Origin of the sequence: Ancylobacter tetraedralis (assembly GCF_014195655.1) — a bacterium.
GTDB lineage: Bacteria > Pseudomonadota > Alphaproteobacteria > Rhizobiales > Xanthobacteraceae > Ancylobacter > Ancylobacter tetraedralis.
This window is the reverse complement of record NZ_JACICD010000005.1, coordinates 92,057-108,558: the sequence shown is the minus strand read 5'-3', so window position 1 is coordinate 108,558 and position 16,502 is coordinate 92,057. Positions and strand designations below refer to the sequence as shown.

Here is a 16,502-nt window from a genome sequence, read left to right as displayed (position 1 = left end):
GCCATGGGCCGGGCTCCCGGACCGGAAGAGGATCTTGGCCGTGGACAAGTTCACCACCCTGAGCGGCATCGCCGCGCCGCTGCATCTGGTCAATGTCGATACCGACATGATCATCCCCAAGCAGTACCTGAAGACCATCAAGCGCACGGGGCTCGGCACCGGCCTGTTCTCCGAGCTGCGCTACAAGGATGACGGTTCGGACAATCCCGATTTCGTGCTCAACAAGCCGGCCTACAAAGGCGCCTCGATCCTCGTCGCCGGCGACAATTTCGGCTGCGGTTCCAGCCGCGAGCACGCGCCGTGGGCGCTGCTCGATTTCGGCATTCGCTGCGTGATTTCCACGTCCTTCGCCGACATTTTCTACAATAACTGCTTCAAGAACGGCATCCTGCCGATCGTGGTGACGCCGGAGCAGCTCGCAGCCCTGTTCGATGATGCCGAGCGCGGCGCCAATGCCCGCGTCACCGTCGACCTGGAGAGCCAGACCATCTCCGGTCCGGATGGCGGCACCATCCATTTCGACCTCGATCCGTTCCGCAAGCACTGCCTGTTGAACGGGCTGGATGATATCGGCCTCACCCAGGTGAAGGCGGACAAGATCAAGACCTATGAGACCCAGCTCGCCGAGGACCGTCCGTGGGCGTGAGCCGGCGGCCACGATGAGCATGAGAAGCATCGTTCCATGAGCACGCGTCGCCTGATTTCCTCCGGCTCGTCCTTCGAGGCGATTGCCGGCTATTCCCGCGCGGTGGTGGACGGGGACGACATCTTCGTCTCCGGAACGACGGGCTATGATTACGGGGCGATGGAACTGCCCGAGGGTCTGATCGAGCAGACCCATGGCTGTTTCCGCAACATCGCGAGCGCGCTCGGCGAGGCGGGGGCGAGCCTCGATGACGTGGTGCGCGTGCGCTACATCGTGACGCGGGCGGAATATGCCGACGAGGTGTTCCCGATCTTCGGCCAGTATTTCGGCACGGCGCGCCCCGCGGCCACGCTGATCGTCGCCGGCCTGCTGCAGCCGGAGATGAAGATCGAGATCGAGGTGACGGCGCGCCGGCGCCGCTAGCAACTCGTCCCTCGGCCCACCCGCCGGACCGGGGGGGGGAAATGCCGTGATTGGCGCGCGTGTCGGCGCACGGGGACGGGCGAGACATCGGGCGGCGCAATTTCGTCCTTTACAGCGCCGCCTTCCCGGGGTGGAATCGTTCAAAATATAAATGGACGTTCCGGGAGACGCCCAATGTGCCGTATCTTCGCGGGCCAGGCGCCCGAGACCTATGAAGGCCAGACGCGCTCCGTGCGCATTGGCGGCCACTCCACGTCGATTCGGTTGGAGGCCGCGTTCTGGACCGTGCTGGAGGATGTCGCGGCGCATCAGGGCATGAGTCTCGGCAAGTTCGTCACCAAGCTGCATGACGAAGTGCTCGACCTGCATGGCGAGGTGCGCAACTTCGCCTCGCTGCTGCGCTGCTCCTGCCTGATCTATCTCGCCGAGGTGCGCCCGGGGGCGGTCGGTCCCGTGCCGATGACCGCGGCCGCGGCGCGCGAACGCTATCTGCGCCAGAGCGTGACGCTGCAGCTCCAGGCGGCGGAATAGCGGGCCACCTCTACCCGCCGGGGCGAGGGGAGGCGCTGGCGCCGGGATGCTCACACCCCCGGCTCAAGCCCACCGCTCGCGCCAGAATGCACATCGTGGTGATGTGTTAGCTGCCTACCACCTCCCGCCCCGCGCGGGGCCTAGCATCCTCCTTCGACGGCGCAGCGGCGCCGCATCGAGGCTCAAGGCCGGAGGAAAAGGTGGCGAAGGCCATTCATTCGATGATCCGCGTGCTCGACGAGGCGCGCTCGGTCGATTTCTATCATCGCGCCTTCGGGCTCGACATTGCCGATCGCTTCGCATTCGACGGCTTCACGCTGGTCTACCTGCGCAACGCGCAAGCCGATTTTGAGGTCGAGCTGACCATCAATCACGACCGTACCGAGCCTTACCAGCTTGGCGACGGCTATGGGCATATCGCCTTCGTGGTGGACGATCTCGACGCCGAGCATGCCCGCTTCGTTGAAGCCGGCCTCAATCCCAATCCGGTCAAGGAATTCTTCCGCGAAGGCGCGCTGCTCGCCAAGTTCTTCTTCGTCACCGATCCCGACGGTTACAAGATCGAAGTGCTGCAGAAGCACGGGCGCTATCGCTGATTGACGACGCCTACAGCGCGCCGCAACGCCAGACGGCGCGCTGCACTGAAACAAGACTCAAAGAACATATAAAAATCTTGGGAGGATAGAATGCCAACTCTGATCGACAGGCGAGGTCCGTCCCGCCGCGCCGTGCTCGGCGGCATCGGTGCCGCCGGCGCGCTGATGGTGAGCGGGGCCGCGGTGCTCAACCCGCGCGAGGCGTGGGGACTGGAGGTTTCCGCGCTCAAGCCGGAGACCATGCGCACCCTCATCGTCATGGCGCGCGACATCTACCCCCATGACCGCGTGCCCGACCGCTTCTACGCCATCGCGGTCAAGCCCTACGAGGCCGCCGCGGCCAAGGATCCCGCGACGAAGACGCTGATCGAGGAGGGCGTGGTCACGCTCGATACGCTGGCCAAGGCCAAGCATGGCACCGCCTATGCCGATCTCGGCTGGGAGGACCAGCGCGTCGCGGTCGTGAAGCAGATCGAGGGCGGCGCCTTCTTCGAGAAGGTGCGCTCCGGGCTCGTCGTCGGCCTCTACAACCAGGAGGAGGTGTGGCCGATCTTCGGCTATGAGGGCTCCTCGGCCGACAAGGGCGGTTACATCGACCGCGGCTTCAACGATCTCGCCTGGCTGTGAGGGGAGTGGGAACATGTCTGCACCCTTCGATCTGAACGATGATTCCGTCGTCGTCATTGTCGGCTCCGGCGCCGGTGGCGGCACGCTGGGCACCGAGCTGGCGCTCAAGGGCATCAAGGTGGTGATCCTTGAGGCCGGCCAGCGCCACAACATGGAAGACTTCATCAACAACGAGTGGGACAGCTTCGCCCAGCTGGCCTGGACCGACATGCGCACCACGTCCGGCTCGTGGCGCGTGCACAAGAACTTTCCCAACCTGCCGGCGTGGATCGTCAAGGCGGTGGGTGGCTCCTCCGTGCATTGGGCGGGCGCCTCGCTGCGCCTGCAGGAGCACGAGTTCAAGACCCATTCGACCTATGGCGGCCTCGAGGGCGCCAACCTGCTCGACTGGCCGATCACTCTGAAAGACCTGGAGCCGTGGTACGCCAAGGCCGAGGACCGCATGGGCGTGACGCGCACCAACGGCATTCCCGGCCTGCCCGGCAACAACAATTTCAAGGTGTTCGAGGCCGGCGCCAAGAAGATCGGCTACAAGGAAGTCTCGACCGGGCGCATGGCGATCAATAGCGAGCCACGCGCCGATCGCGGCTCCTGCCAGCAGATCGGCTTCTGCTTCCAGGGCTGCAAGTCCGGCGCGAAATGGTCGACGCTGATCGCCGAGATCCCGCGCGGCGAGGCGACCGGCAATCTCGAAGTCCGCCCGCAGAGCATGGTGCAGAAGATCGAGCACGATGCCTCCGGCAAGGCGACGGGCGTCGTCTATGTCGACAAGGACGGCAAGACCCAGCGGCAGAAGGCGCGCATCGTCGCGGTGGCCGGCAACTCGATCGAGAGCCCGCGCCTGCTGCTCAATTCGGCGAGCAACATGTTCCCGGACGGGCTGGCCAATTCCTCGGGCCAGGTCGGGCGCAACTACATGCGCCACATGACCGGCTCGGTCTATGCCGTGTTCGACAAGCCGGTGCACATGTATCGCGGCACCACCATGGCGGGCATCGTGCGTGACGAGGCGGGTTTCGACACCAAGCGCGGCTTCGTGGGCGGCTACGAGATGGAGACGCTCTCGCTCGGCCTGCCCTTCATGGCCGCCTTCCTCGATCCGGGCGGCTGGGGCCGCTCGTTCACCTCCGCCATGGACGGCTATGTCAACATGGCCGGCCTGTGGATCGTGGGCGAGGACATGCCGCAGGAGACCAACCGGGTCACGCTCAACACCGGCGTGAAGGACCAGTACGGACTGCCGGTCGCCGACGTGCATTTCGACGACCACGCCAACGACGTCGCCATGCGCAGCCACGCCTACAAGCAGGGCACGGCGATGTACGAGGCGGTCGGCGCGGTGCGGGCCATGCCGACGCCGCCCTATCCCTCGACGCATAATCTCGGCACCAACCGGATGAGCGAGAAGCCGCGCGATGGCGTGGTGAACAAGCACGGGCAGACGCACGACATCCCGAACCTGTTCGTCTCGGACGGCAGCCAGTTCACCACCGGCGGCGCGGAGAACCCCACGCTCACCATCGTGGCGCTGGCGCTGCGGCAGGCCGACTTCATCGCCGGCGAGATGTCGAAGAAGACCATCTGACCGCCGACGCGGGGGAGCGTCCGTTGAGCCCATGTTCAGCGGACGCCCTCGATCCCCGGTCTCGGCGGGTGAGCCGCAATCCACCTTTCCACGGCGGAGGCGCAGCCGTTCTTCCGCGCGCCGGGATACGACCTTCGTGCCGTTCGTCGGGCGTGCGCGGAGCGAGCCTGGCAGGATGGACCGGCGGGTCCGGACGCTTCGGCCTCCAGCCTCGCCGACGCCGACCCATCCGATTTGTCTCCCTCCCACCGCCGGTCTGTGCGCTGGCGGTGTTCTTTTGCCGGTGGGGCCTTGCCGCCGCTTGCCAGTCCTCGCGCCAGCCATTAGCACTCGCTGGCCCTATGACTGATCGCAGCATCGGCATTCTCTACAGGCGCAAGCGAGGGAACTCATGGCCACCCACAAGCTCCTCCTCCTCCCCGGCGACGGCATCGGCTCCGAAGTGATGGCGGAGGTGAAGAAGGTCATCGGCTGGCTCGACGCGCAGGGGCTCGCCTCCTTCGCCATCGAGGAGGATCTCGTCGGCGGCGCGGCCTATGATTCCTGCGGCCAGCCGATCTCCGAGGAGGCCATGGCCAAGGCCTTCGCCGCGGACGCCATCCTGCTCGGCGCCGTCGGCGGGCCGAAATGGGCCAATGTCCATTATGAGGCGCGCCCGGAGGCGGGCCTGCTGCGGCTGCGCAAGGACCTGCAGCTCTTCGCCAATCTGCGCCCCGCCATGTGCTATCCCGCGCTCGCCGACGCCTCCAGTCTCAAGCGCGATCTGGTCGAGGGTCTCGACGTGCTGATCGTGCGCGAATTGACCGGCGGCGTCTATTTCGGCGAGCCCAAGACCATCACCGATCTCAGCGACGGTCAGAAGCGTGCCGTCGACACGCAGGTCTATGAATCCTACGAAATCGAGCGCATCGCCCGTGTCGCGTTCGAGCTGGCGCGCACCCGCAAGAACCGCGTGGTCTCCACCGAGAAGCACAACGTCATGAAGACCGGCGTGCTGTGGAAGCAGGTGGTGAGCGAGGTTCACGGCTCCGACTACAACGACGTGACGCTCGAACACCAGCTTGCCGATTCCTGCGGCATGCAGCTGGTGCGCGCGCCCAAGCAGTTCGACGTGATCGTCACCGACAACCTGTTCGGCGACATTCTCTCGGACGTGGCCGCCATGCTGACCGGTTCGCTCGGCATGCTGCCCTCCGCCTCGCTCGGCGCGGTGGAAGAGATCAGCGGCAAGCGCCGCGCGCTCTATGAGCCGGTGCACGGCGCCGCCCCCGACATTGCCGGCAAGGGCGTCGCCAACCCGATCGCCATGATCGGCTCGCTGGCCATGGCGCTGCGCTATTCCTTCGGCCTCATCGAGGCGGCCGATCGCGTCGAGGCCGCCATTGCCGGCGTGCTGGCGGACGGCTACCGCACCGGCGACATCTGGTCGGAAGGCATGACCCGGGTCGGCACGGCGGGCATGGGCGATGCCGTCATCGCCGAACTGGCCAAGGCGGCCTGACCCGACAAGGCGGCATGAGGTCGGCGGCTTCCGGGCCGGCGATCCATCGGGCTCGCGATCCTCATGCCGGCGGCCTTGCCGATGGGATCGGCAGACAAAATAAAAGCCCGGCACGTGCCGGGCTTTTTTCATGGACAATCGACGCGCGGCAATCGGAACAGGGGGAAGCGTGAAATCAGCCTCCCGCCCCGTTCCGCAGGCCGGTGCGATCAATAGGCCGGCAGGTCGAATGCGCTCGGCAGCGGCCAGCGCGTGCCGGTGATCGAGCCGTTGTCGCCGTAGGTCGGGTAACGCGGGATCGTCGCGAACACATAGTTGAGGTCGCGGGCGGTGCCGGGCTTCACCACCGGGCCGGGATCCAGGAAGGAGCGCGGGGGCGGCTTGCGGATGATGATGCGCGTCTCCTGCGCCTGCGCGGGCGCGGCGGCGGCGAGCGTGCCGGCGACAAAGGCCGCGCCAGCCATCAGGGTCGCAAGGAACATCGGGTTGACGCGCATTTTTACCTCCAGGCGACGCCGGCTTCGGACGACGCGACTTACGTCACGATAACATATGGTCGCAACTTATCGCCGCGTCGAGATGAGAGAAGTACTAATTCCGCCGGTTGGCGATGAAGTTTGCCGCTTCGGCGAGCAGTGTGGCTTTGCTGCCGAAGCCGGCCAGCGCCGTGCGCGCCTCCTCGACAAGGCGGGCGAGTTCGGCGCGAGCCCCCGGAACGCCCATCAGGTCCACCAGCGTGGCCTTGCCGGCGGCGGCATCCTTGCCGACCGCCTTGCCCACCTCGCCCGCATCGCCTTCCACGTCGAGCAGGTCGTCGGCGATCTGGAAGGCGCGGCCGATGGCGCGGGCATAAGTATCGAGGCTGGCGCGTTCCGCGGCGCTCGCCCCGCCCAGCACGGCGCCGGCCTCGCAGGCATAGCGCAGCAGGGCGCCGGTCTTGAGCGCCTGCAGGTGCTCGATCTCGCCCGCCGTCGGGGTGCCGCGAGCGCCGGCCGCGAATCGGCCCTCGGCGGCGAGGTCCAGCATCTGCCCGCCCACCATGCCGCCGGCTCCGGCGGCGCGGGCGAGCCCGGCGACCAGCGTTATGCGCGCGTGCGCGTCGGGGCCGGCATCCTCGCGGGCGAGAATCTCGAAGGCGAGAGTGAGAAGGCCGTCACCGGCGAGAATCGCGGTCGCTTCGTCAAAGGCGCGGTGCACGGTGGGCTGGCCGCGGCGCAGGTCGTCGTCGTCCATGGCCGGCAGGTCGTCATGCACCAGCGAATAGCAATGCACGCATTCCAGCGCGGCGGCGGCGGGCAGGGCGGCGGTGCGCGCGACGCCGAACAGGGCCGCCGATTCGATGACGAGGAAGGGACGCAGCCGCTTGCCACCCGCCAGCGCGGCATGCCGCATCGCCGCCATGAGGCGCGGGCTCGGGCCGCCGGCGCGGGAGATGGCGCCGTCCATATGCTCGGTGACCGCGGCGGCGCAGTCACCGAGCGCCCGCGTCAGACGGGCGGAGAGGTCCTCGGAGGCGGCGATGCTCATCGATTGTCACCCTCTCGCTGTCGGTTGCGGCTGCAGCCGGGGTTTGCCTGCCCGAGCCGGCGTGGCCGGTCAAGGGAAACGCCGTCAAAGCTGTGCGGCGCTGCCAATGCGGCGGGCGGGCGAAACCCTCGATCGATGGTCGACCGCCGCGTCGCCGCTGGGTAATGTCGCGCGGCAAGGGGATCGGGATGCGCGTTCTGATATGGTGGGCCTGGCGGGTGGCGCTGGTCGTGGTGGCGGCGCCGCTGCTGCTGGCCCTGCTCTACAATGTGGTGCAGCCGGTTTCCACGCTCATGCTGTGGCGGCAGGCGATGCTGGAGCCGGTGACGCGCATCTGGGTGCCGATCGAGAACATCTCGCCCGCGCTGATCCGCAGCGTGCTCGCCTCGGAGGATGCACGCTTCTGCGCCCATAACGGTGTCGATTTCGTCGAGCTGCAGAATGCGATGGACGATTCGGACGATGGCGAGCCCTCGCGCGGGGCGTCCACCATCACCATGCAACTGGCCAAGAACCTGTTCCTCTGGCCGGGGCGCAGCTTCATCCGCAAGGGGCTGGAGTTTCCGCTCGCGCTCTATCTCAATGCGGTGATGTCCAAGCGGCGCCAGATCGAGATCTATCTCAACCTGGCCGAATGGGGCCCGACCGGCGAATTCGGTGCCGAGGCGGGCGCGCAGCGGGCGTTCGGCAGCGGCGTCAGTCGGCTCTCGGCCCGGCAGGCGGCGCTGCTCGCGGTGATGCTGCCCAATCCCTACAAGCGCGATGCCGGCAAGCCGGGCCCCGGGCTCAACCGGCTGGCGGGGAATCTGGTCGCCCGCCTGCCGCGCGAGGGGCCGGAACTGACCGCCTGTCTCGGCCTCGGCTCGTGACGCTGTGGGAGAAACCGCGCGCCGCTTGGCGCCCCCGCTTGGCGCGCCCGCCAAAACGGGCTATGAGGCCGGGGAAAAGGGCGTGCGGGCCCCCTTTCGCTCGCGCACTTGAGTCTGTATAAGCCGCCACTCGAATTACGCACGACCCGGCGCCGGCCCCTGACAGGGCGAGAGCCAAGCCGGCACAGGAGAAGACTATGGCCGTTCCGAAGAAGAAGACCAGCCCGTCGCGTCGCGGCATGCGCCGTTCGGCTGACGCCCTCGCCAAGCCGACCTATGTCGAGGACAAGGATTCCGGCGAACTGCGCCGTCCGCACCACCTCGACCTGAAGACCGGCATGTACAAGGGCCGGCAGGTGCTGAAGGTCAAGGTCGAGGCGTGAGCCCGGCCGGCGGGGCCTCGCTCCGCCCGCGCTGATCGATGTCGGCTGGTTCCCGCGCCGGGACTGGCAGGGTATCGCGAGGCGAATGACGTCGCATAATATGCTCTGGCGTTGGGGCCGGTCTCGTTTCGGGGCCGGCCTTTGCGTATCGGCAGAGGCTCGCCCCGTACAAGGGAGGGCATCGGAATCGCTCGGGGCCGCATTGGTCATTTCTCAACCGGTCTGCGCGATGCTATGACTGTTCGTGTCGATCTGGGGGAGTGGCTGTGTTGCGTGTCGGGCATGTCGCCCCCCGCCGGGGGAAGATTTCGGAACCTCTGTTGCGGGTTGCGGCGGCGCTGATCTGCCTGTCGGCGATGGCCGGCTGCGCCTCGCGGCCCGGGCCCGATGCTCTTTCCGTGGTCGAGACGCAGGTGCCAGGCACGCGTGAGCACGTGATCCTTGTCGCCTCCTCGCGAGAGCGGGATCCGCGGCCGGGCGTGTTCTACAATGGCGAGCGCACGCCGGGCCTGAGCTTCGCCCGCGTCGACATGAGCGTGCCGCCCACCCACAAGCCGGGCATGGTCGAGTTCCCGCGCGAGAAGCCCAACCCGGCCACCGACATGGTGGTGCGCGAGGCGGTGTATCGCGACACGCCGCAGGAATTCACGAGCGACCTCAAGGCCGAGCTGGCCCAACGCCCGGTGGGGCAGAGGCAGGTCTTCATCTTCGTGCACGGCTTCAACACGCTGTATTCGGAGGCGCTGTACCGCTTCACGCAGATGGCGGACGATTCGAAGTCGACCGCCGTGCCGGTGCTGTTCACCTGGGCCTCGCGCGGCGGCATCCAGGACTATGTCTACGACACCAACAGTGCCACCGCCGCGCGCGACCGGCTGGAGGAGACCATCCGTCTCGCCTTCGACAGCGGCGCGGAGAAGGTGAACATTCTCGCGCATTCCATGGGCAACTGGGTCACGGTCGAGGCGCTCCGCCAGATCCAGATCTCCGGCAAGCCGGTGCCGCAGGAGAAGATCGGCAACATCGTCCTGGCCTCGCCGGATATCGATGTCGACGTCTTCAAGTCGCAGCTCAAGCGGTTCAATACGCCGCACAAGCCGTTCTTCGTCATCGTCTCGCGCGACGACAAGGCGCTCGCCTTCTCCGATTTCATCGCCGGCGACAAGCCGCGCGTGGGCGCCTACACCGACGACAAGGACCTGGTGGCACTCGGCGCGGTGGTGGTCGACATGACCAATGTGAAGTCGTCGGACGGTTTCAACCACGGCAAGTTCGCGCAGTTGGCCGCGGCGGCGCCGGAGATCAGCAGCCTGCTGGCGCAGGCGCGCAAGGGTGGCGTCGCGCAGGGAGTGCCGCTGCCGGGCCTCACGGGTATCCACTTCGCCGGCATGGGCCAGTACCTGCCCACGACCACGGTTGCCGCGGCCCCGCCGCTGGCTGCCACGGCCCCGACGCAATAGATCCGGCGGCCCTCGCCGGGCCCCAAGCTCCGGCGCGGTTTTGCATGAATGTGCCCGTCTCGCGGCTGGTGACCGACGCACCATGATCGACAAGTCTCGCCGGGGCGCAGCGGAGCCCGATGTTCTGGCGCCTGACGCGGTCGCGCGGGTGATCGGCGACCTCGGCGCGGCGGCCTATCGCTGGACGCCACCGGATGACCGGATGGTATGGAGCGCGGGCGCGGAGGCGATGCTGGGCCTCGCGCGCGGCGATCACCTGAAGACTGGGAAGGACTATGACGGACGGATCGCCAGCGGCTCCGGCCTGTCGCGGGCCGAGGCGGCGCGGTCCAGCGCGATCCATGGCCCGCATGCGGGAACGCGGCTGTTCGAGACGAGCTATTGCCTGCTGCCGCCGCCGGGCAGTTTCATGCCCATGCTCCGTGTGGAGGATTGCGGCCTCGGTCTGTTCGACGCGGATGGCGAATTGCTGCGCATTGACGGCATGGTGCGGCTTGTGCCGGCAGCGTTCCTGGATGCTGCGCCGGGGGAGGGCGTGGCCGACCCGATGGCCGGGCGTGTCCATCTCACGCGGCTGGTCGAGCGGAAGCTGGCCGAGGCGGCGGGCGGGGACGCTGAATTCGGCTTTCTCATGGTGGGGTTCGATCGCCTGGGCCGCCTCAACGAGGCCTATGGCTCGGAGATCGGCGACGAACTCATCGATGCCGTCGGGGGGCGCCTGCGTGAGGTACGCGGCTCGGGCGAGGTGCTGGCGCGATTCTCGGATAGCAAGTTCGGCATGCTTCTCTCGACGGAGAGGCTGGCACTTGCGCCGCATTTTCTCGCGCGGGTGAACGCCACGCCCTTCCGCACCAGCGCGGGGCTGGTCACCGCGAGCGTGTCCGCCGGCGCCGTGGTGGCGCCGCGCGATGGCGGCCGGGCGGCGGAACTGTTCGCGCATGCCCGTGACGCCCTGCGCAGCGCCCGTGCCCGGGGGGCGGGAAGCTTCGAGACGTTCCACGCGGCCAGCGTCCATGCGGTCCAGCAACGGGCCAATCTGCGCTTCGTCGACGACATGCTCTCGGCGCTTGGCGAGAATCGCGTCTCCCTCGCGTTCCAGCCCATCGCCGCTACAGAAACCCGCATCGTGCAGTTTCACGAGGCGCTGGTGCGGGTGCGCGGGCGCGACGGCGGAATGTATGACGGGGCGACCATCATGCCGGTCGCCGATCGCTTCGGCCTGACCGTGCTGCTCGACCGGCACTCGCTCGAACTCGCGCTGGCGGCGCTGGCGCGCGATGCGGATCTGCGCCTGTCGGTGAATGTCTCGCCAACCAGTATCCATGATGATGTCTGGCTGCGGATCCTCGATGAGGGCACGCGCGCGGGGCGCGGGGCGCGGCTGATCATCGAGATCACCGAGGCGGCCGGCATCCTCGACCTGGAAGTCATGCGCCAGCGCGTGAGGTGGATTCAGGAGCGGGGCGTGCGGGTCGCGATGGACGATTTCGGCGTCGGCTACACCTCGTTCCGCAGTCTGCGCCGGCTCGGCGTCGACCTGCTGAAGATCGACGGCAGCTTCATCTGTACCCTGATGGAATCAGCCGAGGATCGCCACTTCGTGCGCGCGCTGCTCGATCTGGCGCATAATCTCGGCATGGAAACCGTTGCGGAATGGGTGCTGGACGAGCCGACCGCCCGGCAGCTCGCCGAATGGGGATGCACCTATCTGCAGGGGCAGCTGATCGGTCTGGCGCAGGGGCAACCACCCGTCGGCGACACTCCCGCGCCAGCCTGAACACACGGTGCCAGCCTGCCGCGTGGATGCGCCGCCGGCGCGCGGCCTCAATCCTTCTTCGTGTCGTCGCCCAACTGGTCGAGACGCCGCTGCATGTCGGCCACCTGACGCTTCAACTCGTCGAAATCATCCGGCCGGGTGGGGGCGGGGGCGGCGGCGGCCGTCGCCGCGGCCTCGTCCATGCGGGCATTGGGCAGGAACATCTTGAAGGCGCGGTCGAAGATTTCCATGTTGCGCCGCACCTGCTCCTCCATCACGCCGAAACCGCCGACGCCGAAGGTCTTGGTAAACTGCTCGCGCAGGGGGCCCTGTTCCTTGGTGAAGTTCTCGATCGACATATCGAGATAGCGGGGCACGAGCATTTGCATGCTGTCCCCGTAGAAGCGGATGATCTGGCGCAGGAAGTTGATCGGCAGGAGATTCTGCCCCTTTCCTTCCTGCTCGAAGATGATCTGGGTCAGCACGGAATGGGTGATGTCATCAGACGACTTCGCATCATAGACGACGAAATCCTCGCCGTTCTTCACCATCTGTGCGAGATCCTCGAGCGTCACATACGTGCTTGTGCCGGTGTTATACAGTCGGCGGTTCGCGTATTTCTTGATGGTGACGGGTTCGTTGGATTTAGCCATTGTGATCCAGTCGCCTTGATCGTTTCCCTTAAAAAATTCTAGGACGTTTCCAGGCGCCCCGCCACAGGATTATGCAACCTGATCCGGCGCTTCCCGAGGACGGCCTCTTCATGCATTCCGTTGCGGCCGGCAAATTCGGGGGCCCATTGACATGAATCAGTTGCGCCACTCACCATGCGGGCACATTTAGAAAAAGAATGGCGCGGGTGAACATCATGGGACGGCGAGCCGGCCAACGCGCCTTCAGAACCAGATCGGGAGGGTCTGTTTGATGAAAGACGATATCGTGATCGTCGGCGCCGCACGCACGGCAGTCGGCGCGTTCAACGGCGCATTGTCGTCCTTGCCGGCGCATGAACTCGGCAAGGTGGCGATTGCCGCTGCGCTGGAGCGCGCGGGCGTGGCGCCGGGCGAGGTGAGCGAGACCATCATGGGGCAGATCCTCACGGCCGGCGCGGGGCAGAACCCGGCGCGGCAGGCCTCGGTCGCGGCCGGGATCCCGGTGGAAAGCCCGGCCTGGGGCGTCAACCAGCTGTGCGGCTCCGGCCTGCGCGCGGTGGCGCTCGGCTACCAGGCGATCCTCAACGGCGACAGCGATATCGTGGTCGCCGGCGGCCAGGAATCGATGAGCCAGGCGCCGCATGTCGCGCATCTGCGCAACGGCACCAAGATGGGCAACCTTGAACTGGTCGATACCATGATCAAGGACGGCCTGTGGGACGCCTTCAACGGCTACCACATGGGCACCACCGCCGAGAACGTGGCGCGCCAGTGGCAGATCACCCGCGACGAGCAGGACAGCTTCGCGGTCGGCTCGCAGAACAAGGCCGAGGCGGCGCAGAAGTCCGGCCGGTTCAAGGACGAGATCGTTCCCGTCACCATCTCCACCCGCAAGGGCGACATCATCGTCGCGGACGATGAATATCCCCGCCACGGTGCCACCATCGAATCGATGACCAAGCTGCGCCCGGCCTTCTCCAAGGACGGAACGGTGACCGCCGGCAACGCCTCGGGCATCAATGACGGCGCCGCCGCGCTGGTGCTGATGACCGCTGCGGCCGCGGCCGCCCGCGGTGCCAAGTCGCTGGCGCGTATCGTCTCCTGGGCGCAGGCGGGCGTGGATCCGGCGATCATGGGCTCCGGCCCGATCCCGGCCTCGCGCCGCGCGCTGGAAAAGGCCGGCTGGAGCGCCGCCGACCTCGACCTGATCGAGGCGAACGAGGCCTTCGCGGCGCAGGCCTGCGCGGTGAACAAGGATCTCGGCTGGGACACGTCCAAGGTGAACGTCAATGGCGGCGCCATCGCCATCGGCCATCCCATCGGCGCTTCCGGCGCGCGGGTGCTCACCACGCTGCTCTACGAAATGCAGAAGCGCGACGCCAAGAAGGGCCTGGCGACGCTGTGCATCGGCGGCGGCATGGGCATCGCCATGTGTGTGGAACGCGACTGACGCGCTTCCGGCGCGCCCGGCGCATCGCTGATGCGGGTCCAGCACGCCGGGGCAGCTGGTGAAAGGCCGGATGGCAGGACGGGACGCCTCACGGGGCTACCTGTCTTGCCGCCGGGAAAAAACGACGTACAAGCCGTCGTGCTTTTCCTTGGGAAGGACGCCAGAGGGGGTGAGTGAGATGTCACGTGTTGCTTTGGTCACCGGCGGCACGCGCGGTATAGGCGCGGCTGTCAGCAGGGCCTTGAAGGCCGCGGGGTACCAGGTTGCCGCCAGCTATGCCGGCAATGACGCCGCCGCGGCCGCCTTCACCGAGGAGACCGGCATTCCCGCCTTCAAATGGGATGTCGCCGATTTCGAGGCCTGCAAGGCCGGCATCGCCGAGGTGACGGCCACGCTCGGCCCGATCGATATTCTCGTGAACAATGCCGGCATCACCCGCGACGGCATGCTGCACAAGATGGGGCCGGAGCAGTGGCATTCGGTGATCAACACCAATCTCAATTCGGTGTTCAACATGTGCCGTAACGTCATCGAGGGCATGCGCGAGCGCAGTTTCGGCCGCATCATCTGCATTTCTTCGATCAATGGCCAGAAGGGCCAGCTTGGCCAGACCAATTATTGCGCCGCCAAGGCGGGCGAGATTGGCTTCAGCAAGGCGCTGGCGCAGGAAAACGCCAATAAGGGCATTACCGTCAACGTCATCTGCCCCGGCTATATCGGCACCGAAATGGTGAAGGCCGTGCCGCAGGAGGTGCTGGAAAAGCGCATCCTGCCGCAGATTCCGGTCGGCCGGCTCGGGGAACCCGAGGAAATCGCCCGCTGTGTGGTGTTCCTCGCGGCTGACGAGGCCGCCTTCATCACCGGCTCGACGCTGAGTGTGAATGGCGGGCAGTACATCGTCTGAGAACCATTGCGGGCGGCTCGGTCGCGCGGGGGACGCGCGCTCCCGGTGACCGTTCCCGGAACGTCCTGCGGCCGATCCGCAATGGGGCCGACGGAGATCGGCGGCGGTCAACTTGATGCGTGCGCGGGCATGCGTGATGGGCTAAGCGGGCTTTCCCGTCCTTGGTGCCGCTTCCCATGTCCCGCACGACCGCCACGTTCATCGGCTTCACCGCCATCCTGCTCTGGGCGACGCTTGCCCTCGCGACGTCCTCGACCGGCGCCGTGCCGCCCTTCCTGCTCACCGCGCTCACCTTCACGGTGGGCGGCAGCGTCGGCCTTCTGGCCGGGCTTGCGCGTGGGGTGGGGCTTTCCGTCTATCGCCAGCCCTGGCCGGTATGGCTGCATGGGGTGGGCGGGTTGTTCGGCTACCATTTCTTCTACTTCTCGGCGCTGAAGCTCGCGCCGCCGGCCGAGGCCGGGCTGATCGCCTATCTCTGGCCGCTGCTCATCGTGCTGTTCTCCGCCTTCCTGCCGGGGGAGAGGCTGCGCCCCGCGCATATTGTCGGCGCGCTGATGGGGCTGGCCGGCACGGTGGTGCTGCTGGGGGCGAAGGCGGGCGGCTTCGGCTTCGCGGCCGCCTATGTGCCGGGCTATCTTGCGGCCGGCGTATGCGCCATCGTGTGGTCGGTCTATTCGGTCGCCTCGCGGCGCTTCGCGGGTGTGCCGACCGAAGTGGTGTCCGGCTTCTGCCTCGCCACGGCGGCGCTTTCCGCCGTGTGCCACCTGCTGTTCGAGCCCGCCATCTGGCCAGTGGGGCGCGAGTGGCTTGCCGTTCTTGCGCTCGGCATCGGCCCGGTCGGCATCGCGTTCTACACCTGGGACATCGGCATGAAGCGCGGCGACATCCGCCTGCTCGGCGTCGCTTCCTATGCCGCGCCGGTGCTGTCGACGCTGCTGCTGGTGGCGGCGGGATTCGCGGCGGCGAGCTGGTCGCTCGGCCTTGCCTGCGCGCTCATCGTGGGCGGCGCGGTGGTGGCGACGCTGCTGGCACGGCGCTGATCGCGGGGGGACGCCACTCCGTGCACCGTTCCAGCGTATCGCTCAGCGCGGCGACCAGCCGGGCGGAGCGAGTTCGAAGCCGGCAAAGTCGAAGCCGGGGGCCACCGTGCAGCCGACCAGCGTCCATTCGCCGAGGCTGCGCGCCGCTTGCCAGGCGCCGCGCGGCACCACGGCCTGCGGCGCCTCGTGACCCAGCACATCCGGGCCGAGCCGATGGACCTCTACCGTTTCCGGTACTTCGCCGGCGATGCGTAGTTCCAGCGGCGCGCCGGCATACCAATGCCAGGCTTCCGCGGCGTCGATACGATGCCAGTGCGAGACTTCCCCGGCCGCCAACAGGAAATAGATGGAGGTGGAGGCGGCCCGGCCATTGTCCGACACGTGGGGGTCGCGGAAGGTCTCGCGGAAATGTCCGCCTTCGGGATGGGGCTGCAGCCCGAGCCGGGCGATGATCTGCGCGGCTGTCGGTTGCGCGGCCGTCGGTTGCCCGACAAGGTGGCCGCTGGCGACGGCGGCGGGCGGTTCGCGCGGGGGTTCGCTCATCTGCGTCG

At 67.3% G+C, this 16,502-nt stretch carries 18 protein-coding genes; 14 read left to right on the top strand and 4 right to left on the bottom strand.

What is annotated here, in order from left to right; genetic code table 11:
* Window positions 1-40: 40 nt before the first annotated feature.
* From leuD to leuB, 7 genes are all read left to right on the top strand, one after another.
* On the top strand, window positions 41-646 hold the full coding sequence (leuD, locus tag FHS55_RS14070) for a 3-isopropylmalate dehydratase small subunit (RefSeq protein WP_183190408.1): 606 nt from the start codon (window positions 41-43) through the stop codon (window positions 644-646).
* A 36-nt stretch (window positions 647-682) separates the two neighbouring features.
* The gene (locus FHS55_RS14065) at window positions 683-1,069 is read left to right on the top strand and encodes a RidA family protein (RefSeq protein WP_183190407.1); all 387 of its coding nucleotides are present in this window, start codon (window positions 683-685) and stop codon (window positions 1,067-1,069) included.
* Window positions 1,070-1,243: 174 nt separating this feature from the next.
* A complete protein-coding gene (locus FHS55_RS14060) occupies window positions 1,244-1,600 on the top strand; it encodes a ribbon-helix-helix domain-containing protein (protein ID WP_183190406.1) in 357 nt (118 codons plus the stop codon).
* Window positions 1,601-1,800: 200 nt separating this feature from the next.
* Complete coding sequence (locus FHS55_RS14055; RefSeq protein WP_183190405.1) at window positions 1,801-2,196, top strand: VOC family protein; 396 nt, start codon at window positions 1,801-1,803, stop codon at window positions 2,194-2,196.
* Between the two features lie 90 nt (window positions 2,197-2,286).
* Entirely contained in the window at window positions 2,287-2,823 is a 537-nt protein-coding gene (locus tag FHS55_RS14050) for a twin-arginine translocation signal domain-containing protein (RefSeq protein ID WP_183190404.1), read from the top strand.
* Between the two features lie 13 nt (window positions 2,824-2,836).
* Window positions 2,837-4,408 carry a GMC family oxidoreductase gene (locus FHS55_RS14045; RefSeq protein WP_183190403.1) on the top strand — a complete coding sequence of 524 codons (1,572 nt, stop codon included), beginning with the start codon at window positions 2,837-2,839 and terminating at the stop codon, window positions 4,406-4,408.
* 391 nt (window positions 4,409-4,799) lie between these two features.
* Entirely contained in the window at window positions 4,800-5,909 is a 1,110-nt protein-coding gene (gene leuB, locus FHS55_RS14040; protein ID WP_183190402.1) for a 3-isopropylmalate dehydrogenase, read from the top strand.
* 209 nt (window positions 5,910-6,118) lie between these two features.
* On the opposite strand, the gene FHS55_RS14035 is transcribed toward leuB, so the two are convergent.
* Both FHS55_RS14035 and FHS55_RS14030 read right to left on the bottom strand, forming a co-directional pair.
* The gene (locus FHS55_RS14035; RefSeq protein WP_183190401.1) at window positions 6,119-6,406 is read right to left on the bottom strand and encodes a hypothetical protein; all 288 of its coding nucleotides are present in this window, start codon (window positions 6,404-6,406) and stop codon (window positions 6,119-6,121) included.
* Window positions 6,407-6,500: 94 nt separating this feature from the next.
* Window positions 6,501-7,436, bottom strand: coding sequence for a polyprenyl synthetase family protein (locus tag FHS55_RS14030; RefSeq protein ID WP_183190400.1), 936 nt, complete (start codon window positions 7,434-7,436; stop codon window positions 6,501-6,503).
* 188 nt (window positions 7,437-7,624) lie between these two features.
* Here FHS55_RS14030 and FHS55_RS14025 point away from each other — a divergent pair, with 188 nt between their 5' ends.
* The 4 genes from FHS55_RS14025 (at window position 7,625) to FHS55_RS14010 (ending at window position 11,925) form a co-directional block, all read left to right on the top strand.
* On the top strand, window positions 7,625-8,305 hold the full coding sequence (locus tag FHS55_RS14025) for a transglycosylase domain-containing protein (RefSeq protein ID WP_183190399.1): 681 nt from the start codon (window positions 7,625-7,627) through the stop codon (window positions 8,303-8,305).
* 197 nt (window positions 8,306-8,502) lie between these two features.
* The gene (gene rpmF / locus FHS55_RS14020; RefSeq protein ID WP_183190398.1) at window positions 8,503-8,688 is read left to right on the top strand and encodes a 50S ribosomal protein L32; all 186 of its coding nucleotides are present in this window, start codon (window positions 8,503-8,505) and stop codon (window positions 8,686-8,688) included.
* 320 nt (window positions 8,689-9,008) lie between these two features.
* Window positions 9,009-10,148: an alpha/beta hydrolase gene (locus FHS55_RS14015; protein WP_246340154.1), complete on the top strand. Its 1,140-nt coding sequence runs from the start codon at window positions 9,009-9,011 to the stop codon at window positions 10,146-10,148.
* 82 nt (window positions 10,149-10,230) lie between these two features.
* Window positions 10,231-11,925, top strand: coding sequence for a GGDEF and EAL domain-containing protein (locus FHS55_RS14010; RefSeq protein WP_183190397.1), 1,695 nt, complete (start codon window positions 10,231-10,233; stop codon window positions 11,923-11,925).
* Between the two features lie 47 nt (window positions 11,926-11,972).
* On the opposite strand, the gene phaR is transcribed toward FHS55_RS14010, so the two are convergent.
* Window positions 11,973-12,557, bottom strand: coding sequence for a polyhydroxyalkanoate synthesis repressor PhaR (gene phaR / locus FHS55_RS14005; protein ID WP_183190396.1), 585 nt, complete (start codon window positions 12,555-12,557; stop codon window positions 11,973-11,975).
* Window positions 12,558-12,828: 271 nt separating this feature from the next.
* On the opposite strand from phaR, the gene FHS55_RS14000 reads away from it, so the two are divergent.
* The 3 genes from FHS55_RS14000 to yddG all read left to right on the top strand — a co-directional run bounded on the left by FHS55_RS14000 (window position 12,829) and on the right by yddG (window position 15,951).
* Window positions 12,829-14,007 (top strand): acetyl-CoA C-acetyltransferase, encoded by a 1,179-nt coding sequence (locus FHS55_RS14000; protein ID WP_183190395.1) that lies wholly within the window; start codon window positions 12,829-12,831, stop codon window positions 14,005-14,007.
* Window positions 14,008-14,185: 178 nt separating this feature from the next.
* Complete coding sequence (gene phbB, locus FHS55_RS13995) at window positions 14,186-14,911, top strand: acetoacetyl-CoA reductase (RefSeq protein WP_183190394.1); 726 nt, start codon at window positions 14,186-14,188, stop codon at window positions 14,909-14,911.
* 176 nt (window positions 14,912-15,087) lie between these two features.
* Complete coding sequence (yddG, locus tag FHS55_RS13990) at window positions 15,088-15,951, top strand: aromatic amino acid exporter YddG (protein ID WP_183190393.1); 864 nt, start codon at window positions 15,088-15,090, stop codon at window positions 15,949-15,951.
* A gap of 42 nt (window positions 15,952-15,993) precedes the next feature.
* Here yddG and FHS55_RS13985 read toward each other — a convergent pair whose 3' ends face one another.
* Window positions 15,994-16,494: a cupin domain-containing protein gene (locus FHS55_RS13985; protein WP_183190392.1), complete on the bottom strand. Its 501-nt coding sequence runs from the start codon at window positions 16,492-16,494 to the stop codon at window positions 15,994-15,996.
* Window positions 16,495-16,502: the final 8 nt, after the last annotated feature.

What these genes read in the sequence shown, in the direction of transcription:
- FHS55_RS14025 (WP_183190399.1), top strand. Translation starts at nt 7,625, where the DNA reads ATGCGCGTTCTGATATGGTGGGCCTGGCGGGTGGCGCTGGTCGTGGTG.
- FHS55_RS14060 (WP_183190406.1), top strand. Translation starts at nt 1,244, where the DNA reads ATGTGCCGTATCTTCGCGGGCCAGGCGCCCGAGACCTATGAAGGCCAG.
- FHS55_RS14010 (WP_183190397.1), top strand. Translation starts at nt 10,231, where the DNA reads ATGATCGACAAGTCTCGCCGGGGCGCAGCGGAGCCCGATGTTCTGGCG.
- phbB (WP_183190394.1), top strand. Translation starts at nt 14,186, where the DNA reads ATGTCACGTGTTGCTTTGGTCACCGGCGGCACGCGCGGTATAGGCGCG.
- FHS55_RS14050 (WP_183190404.1), top strand. Translation starts at nt 2,287, where the DNA reads ATGCCAACTCTGATCGACAGGCGAGGTCCGTCCCGCCGCGCCGTGCTC.
- FHS55_RS14000 (WP_183190395.1), top strand. Translation starts at nt 12,829, where the DNA reads ATGAAAGACGATATCGTGATCGTCGGCGCCGCACGCACGGCAGTCGGC.
- FHS55_RS14045 (WP_183190403.1), top strand. Translation starts at nt 2,837, where the DNA reads ATGTCTGCACCCTTCGATCTGAACGATGATTCCGTCGTCGTCATTGTC.
- rpmF (WP_183190398.1), top strand. Translation starts at nt 8,503, where the DNA reads ATGGCCGTTCCGAAGAAGAAGACCAGCCCGTCGCGTCGCGGCATGCGC.
- leuB (WP_183190402.1), top strand. Translation starts at nt 4,800, where the DNA reads ATGGCCACCCACAAGCTCCTCCTCCTCCCCGGCGACGGCATCGGCTCC.
- FHS55_RS13985 (WP_183190392.1), bottom strand. Translation starts at nt 16,494, where the DNA reads ATGAGCGAACCCCCGCGCGAACCGCCCGCCGCCGTCGCCAGCGGCCAC.
- FHS55_RS14030 (WP_183190400.1), bottom strand. Translation starts at nt 7,436, where the DNA reads ATGAGCATCGCCGCCTCCGAGGACCTCTCCGCCCGTCTGACGCGGGCG.
- FHS55_RS14035 (WP_183190401.1), bottom strand. Translation starts at nt 6,406, where the DNA reads ATGCGCGTCAACCCGATGTTCCTTGCGACCCTGATGGCTGGCGCGGCC.
- phaR (WP_183190396.1), bottom strand. Translation starts at nt 12,557, where the DNA reads ATGGCTAAATCCAACGAACCCGTCACCATCAAGAAATACGCGAACCGC.
- yddG (WP_183190393.1), top strand. Translation starts at nt 15,088, where the DNA reads ATGTCCCGCACGACCGCCACGTTCATCGGCTTCACCGCCATCCTGCTC.
- FHS55_RS14065 (WP_183190407.1), top strand. Translation starts at nt 683, where the DNA reads ATGAGCACGCGTCGCCTGATTTCCTCCGGCTCGTCCTTCGAGGCGATT.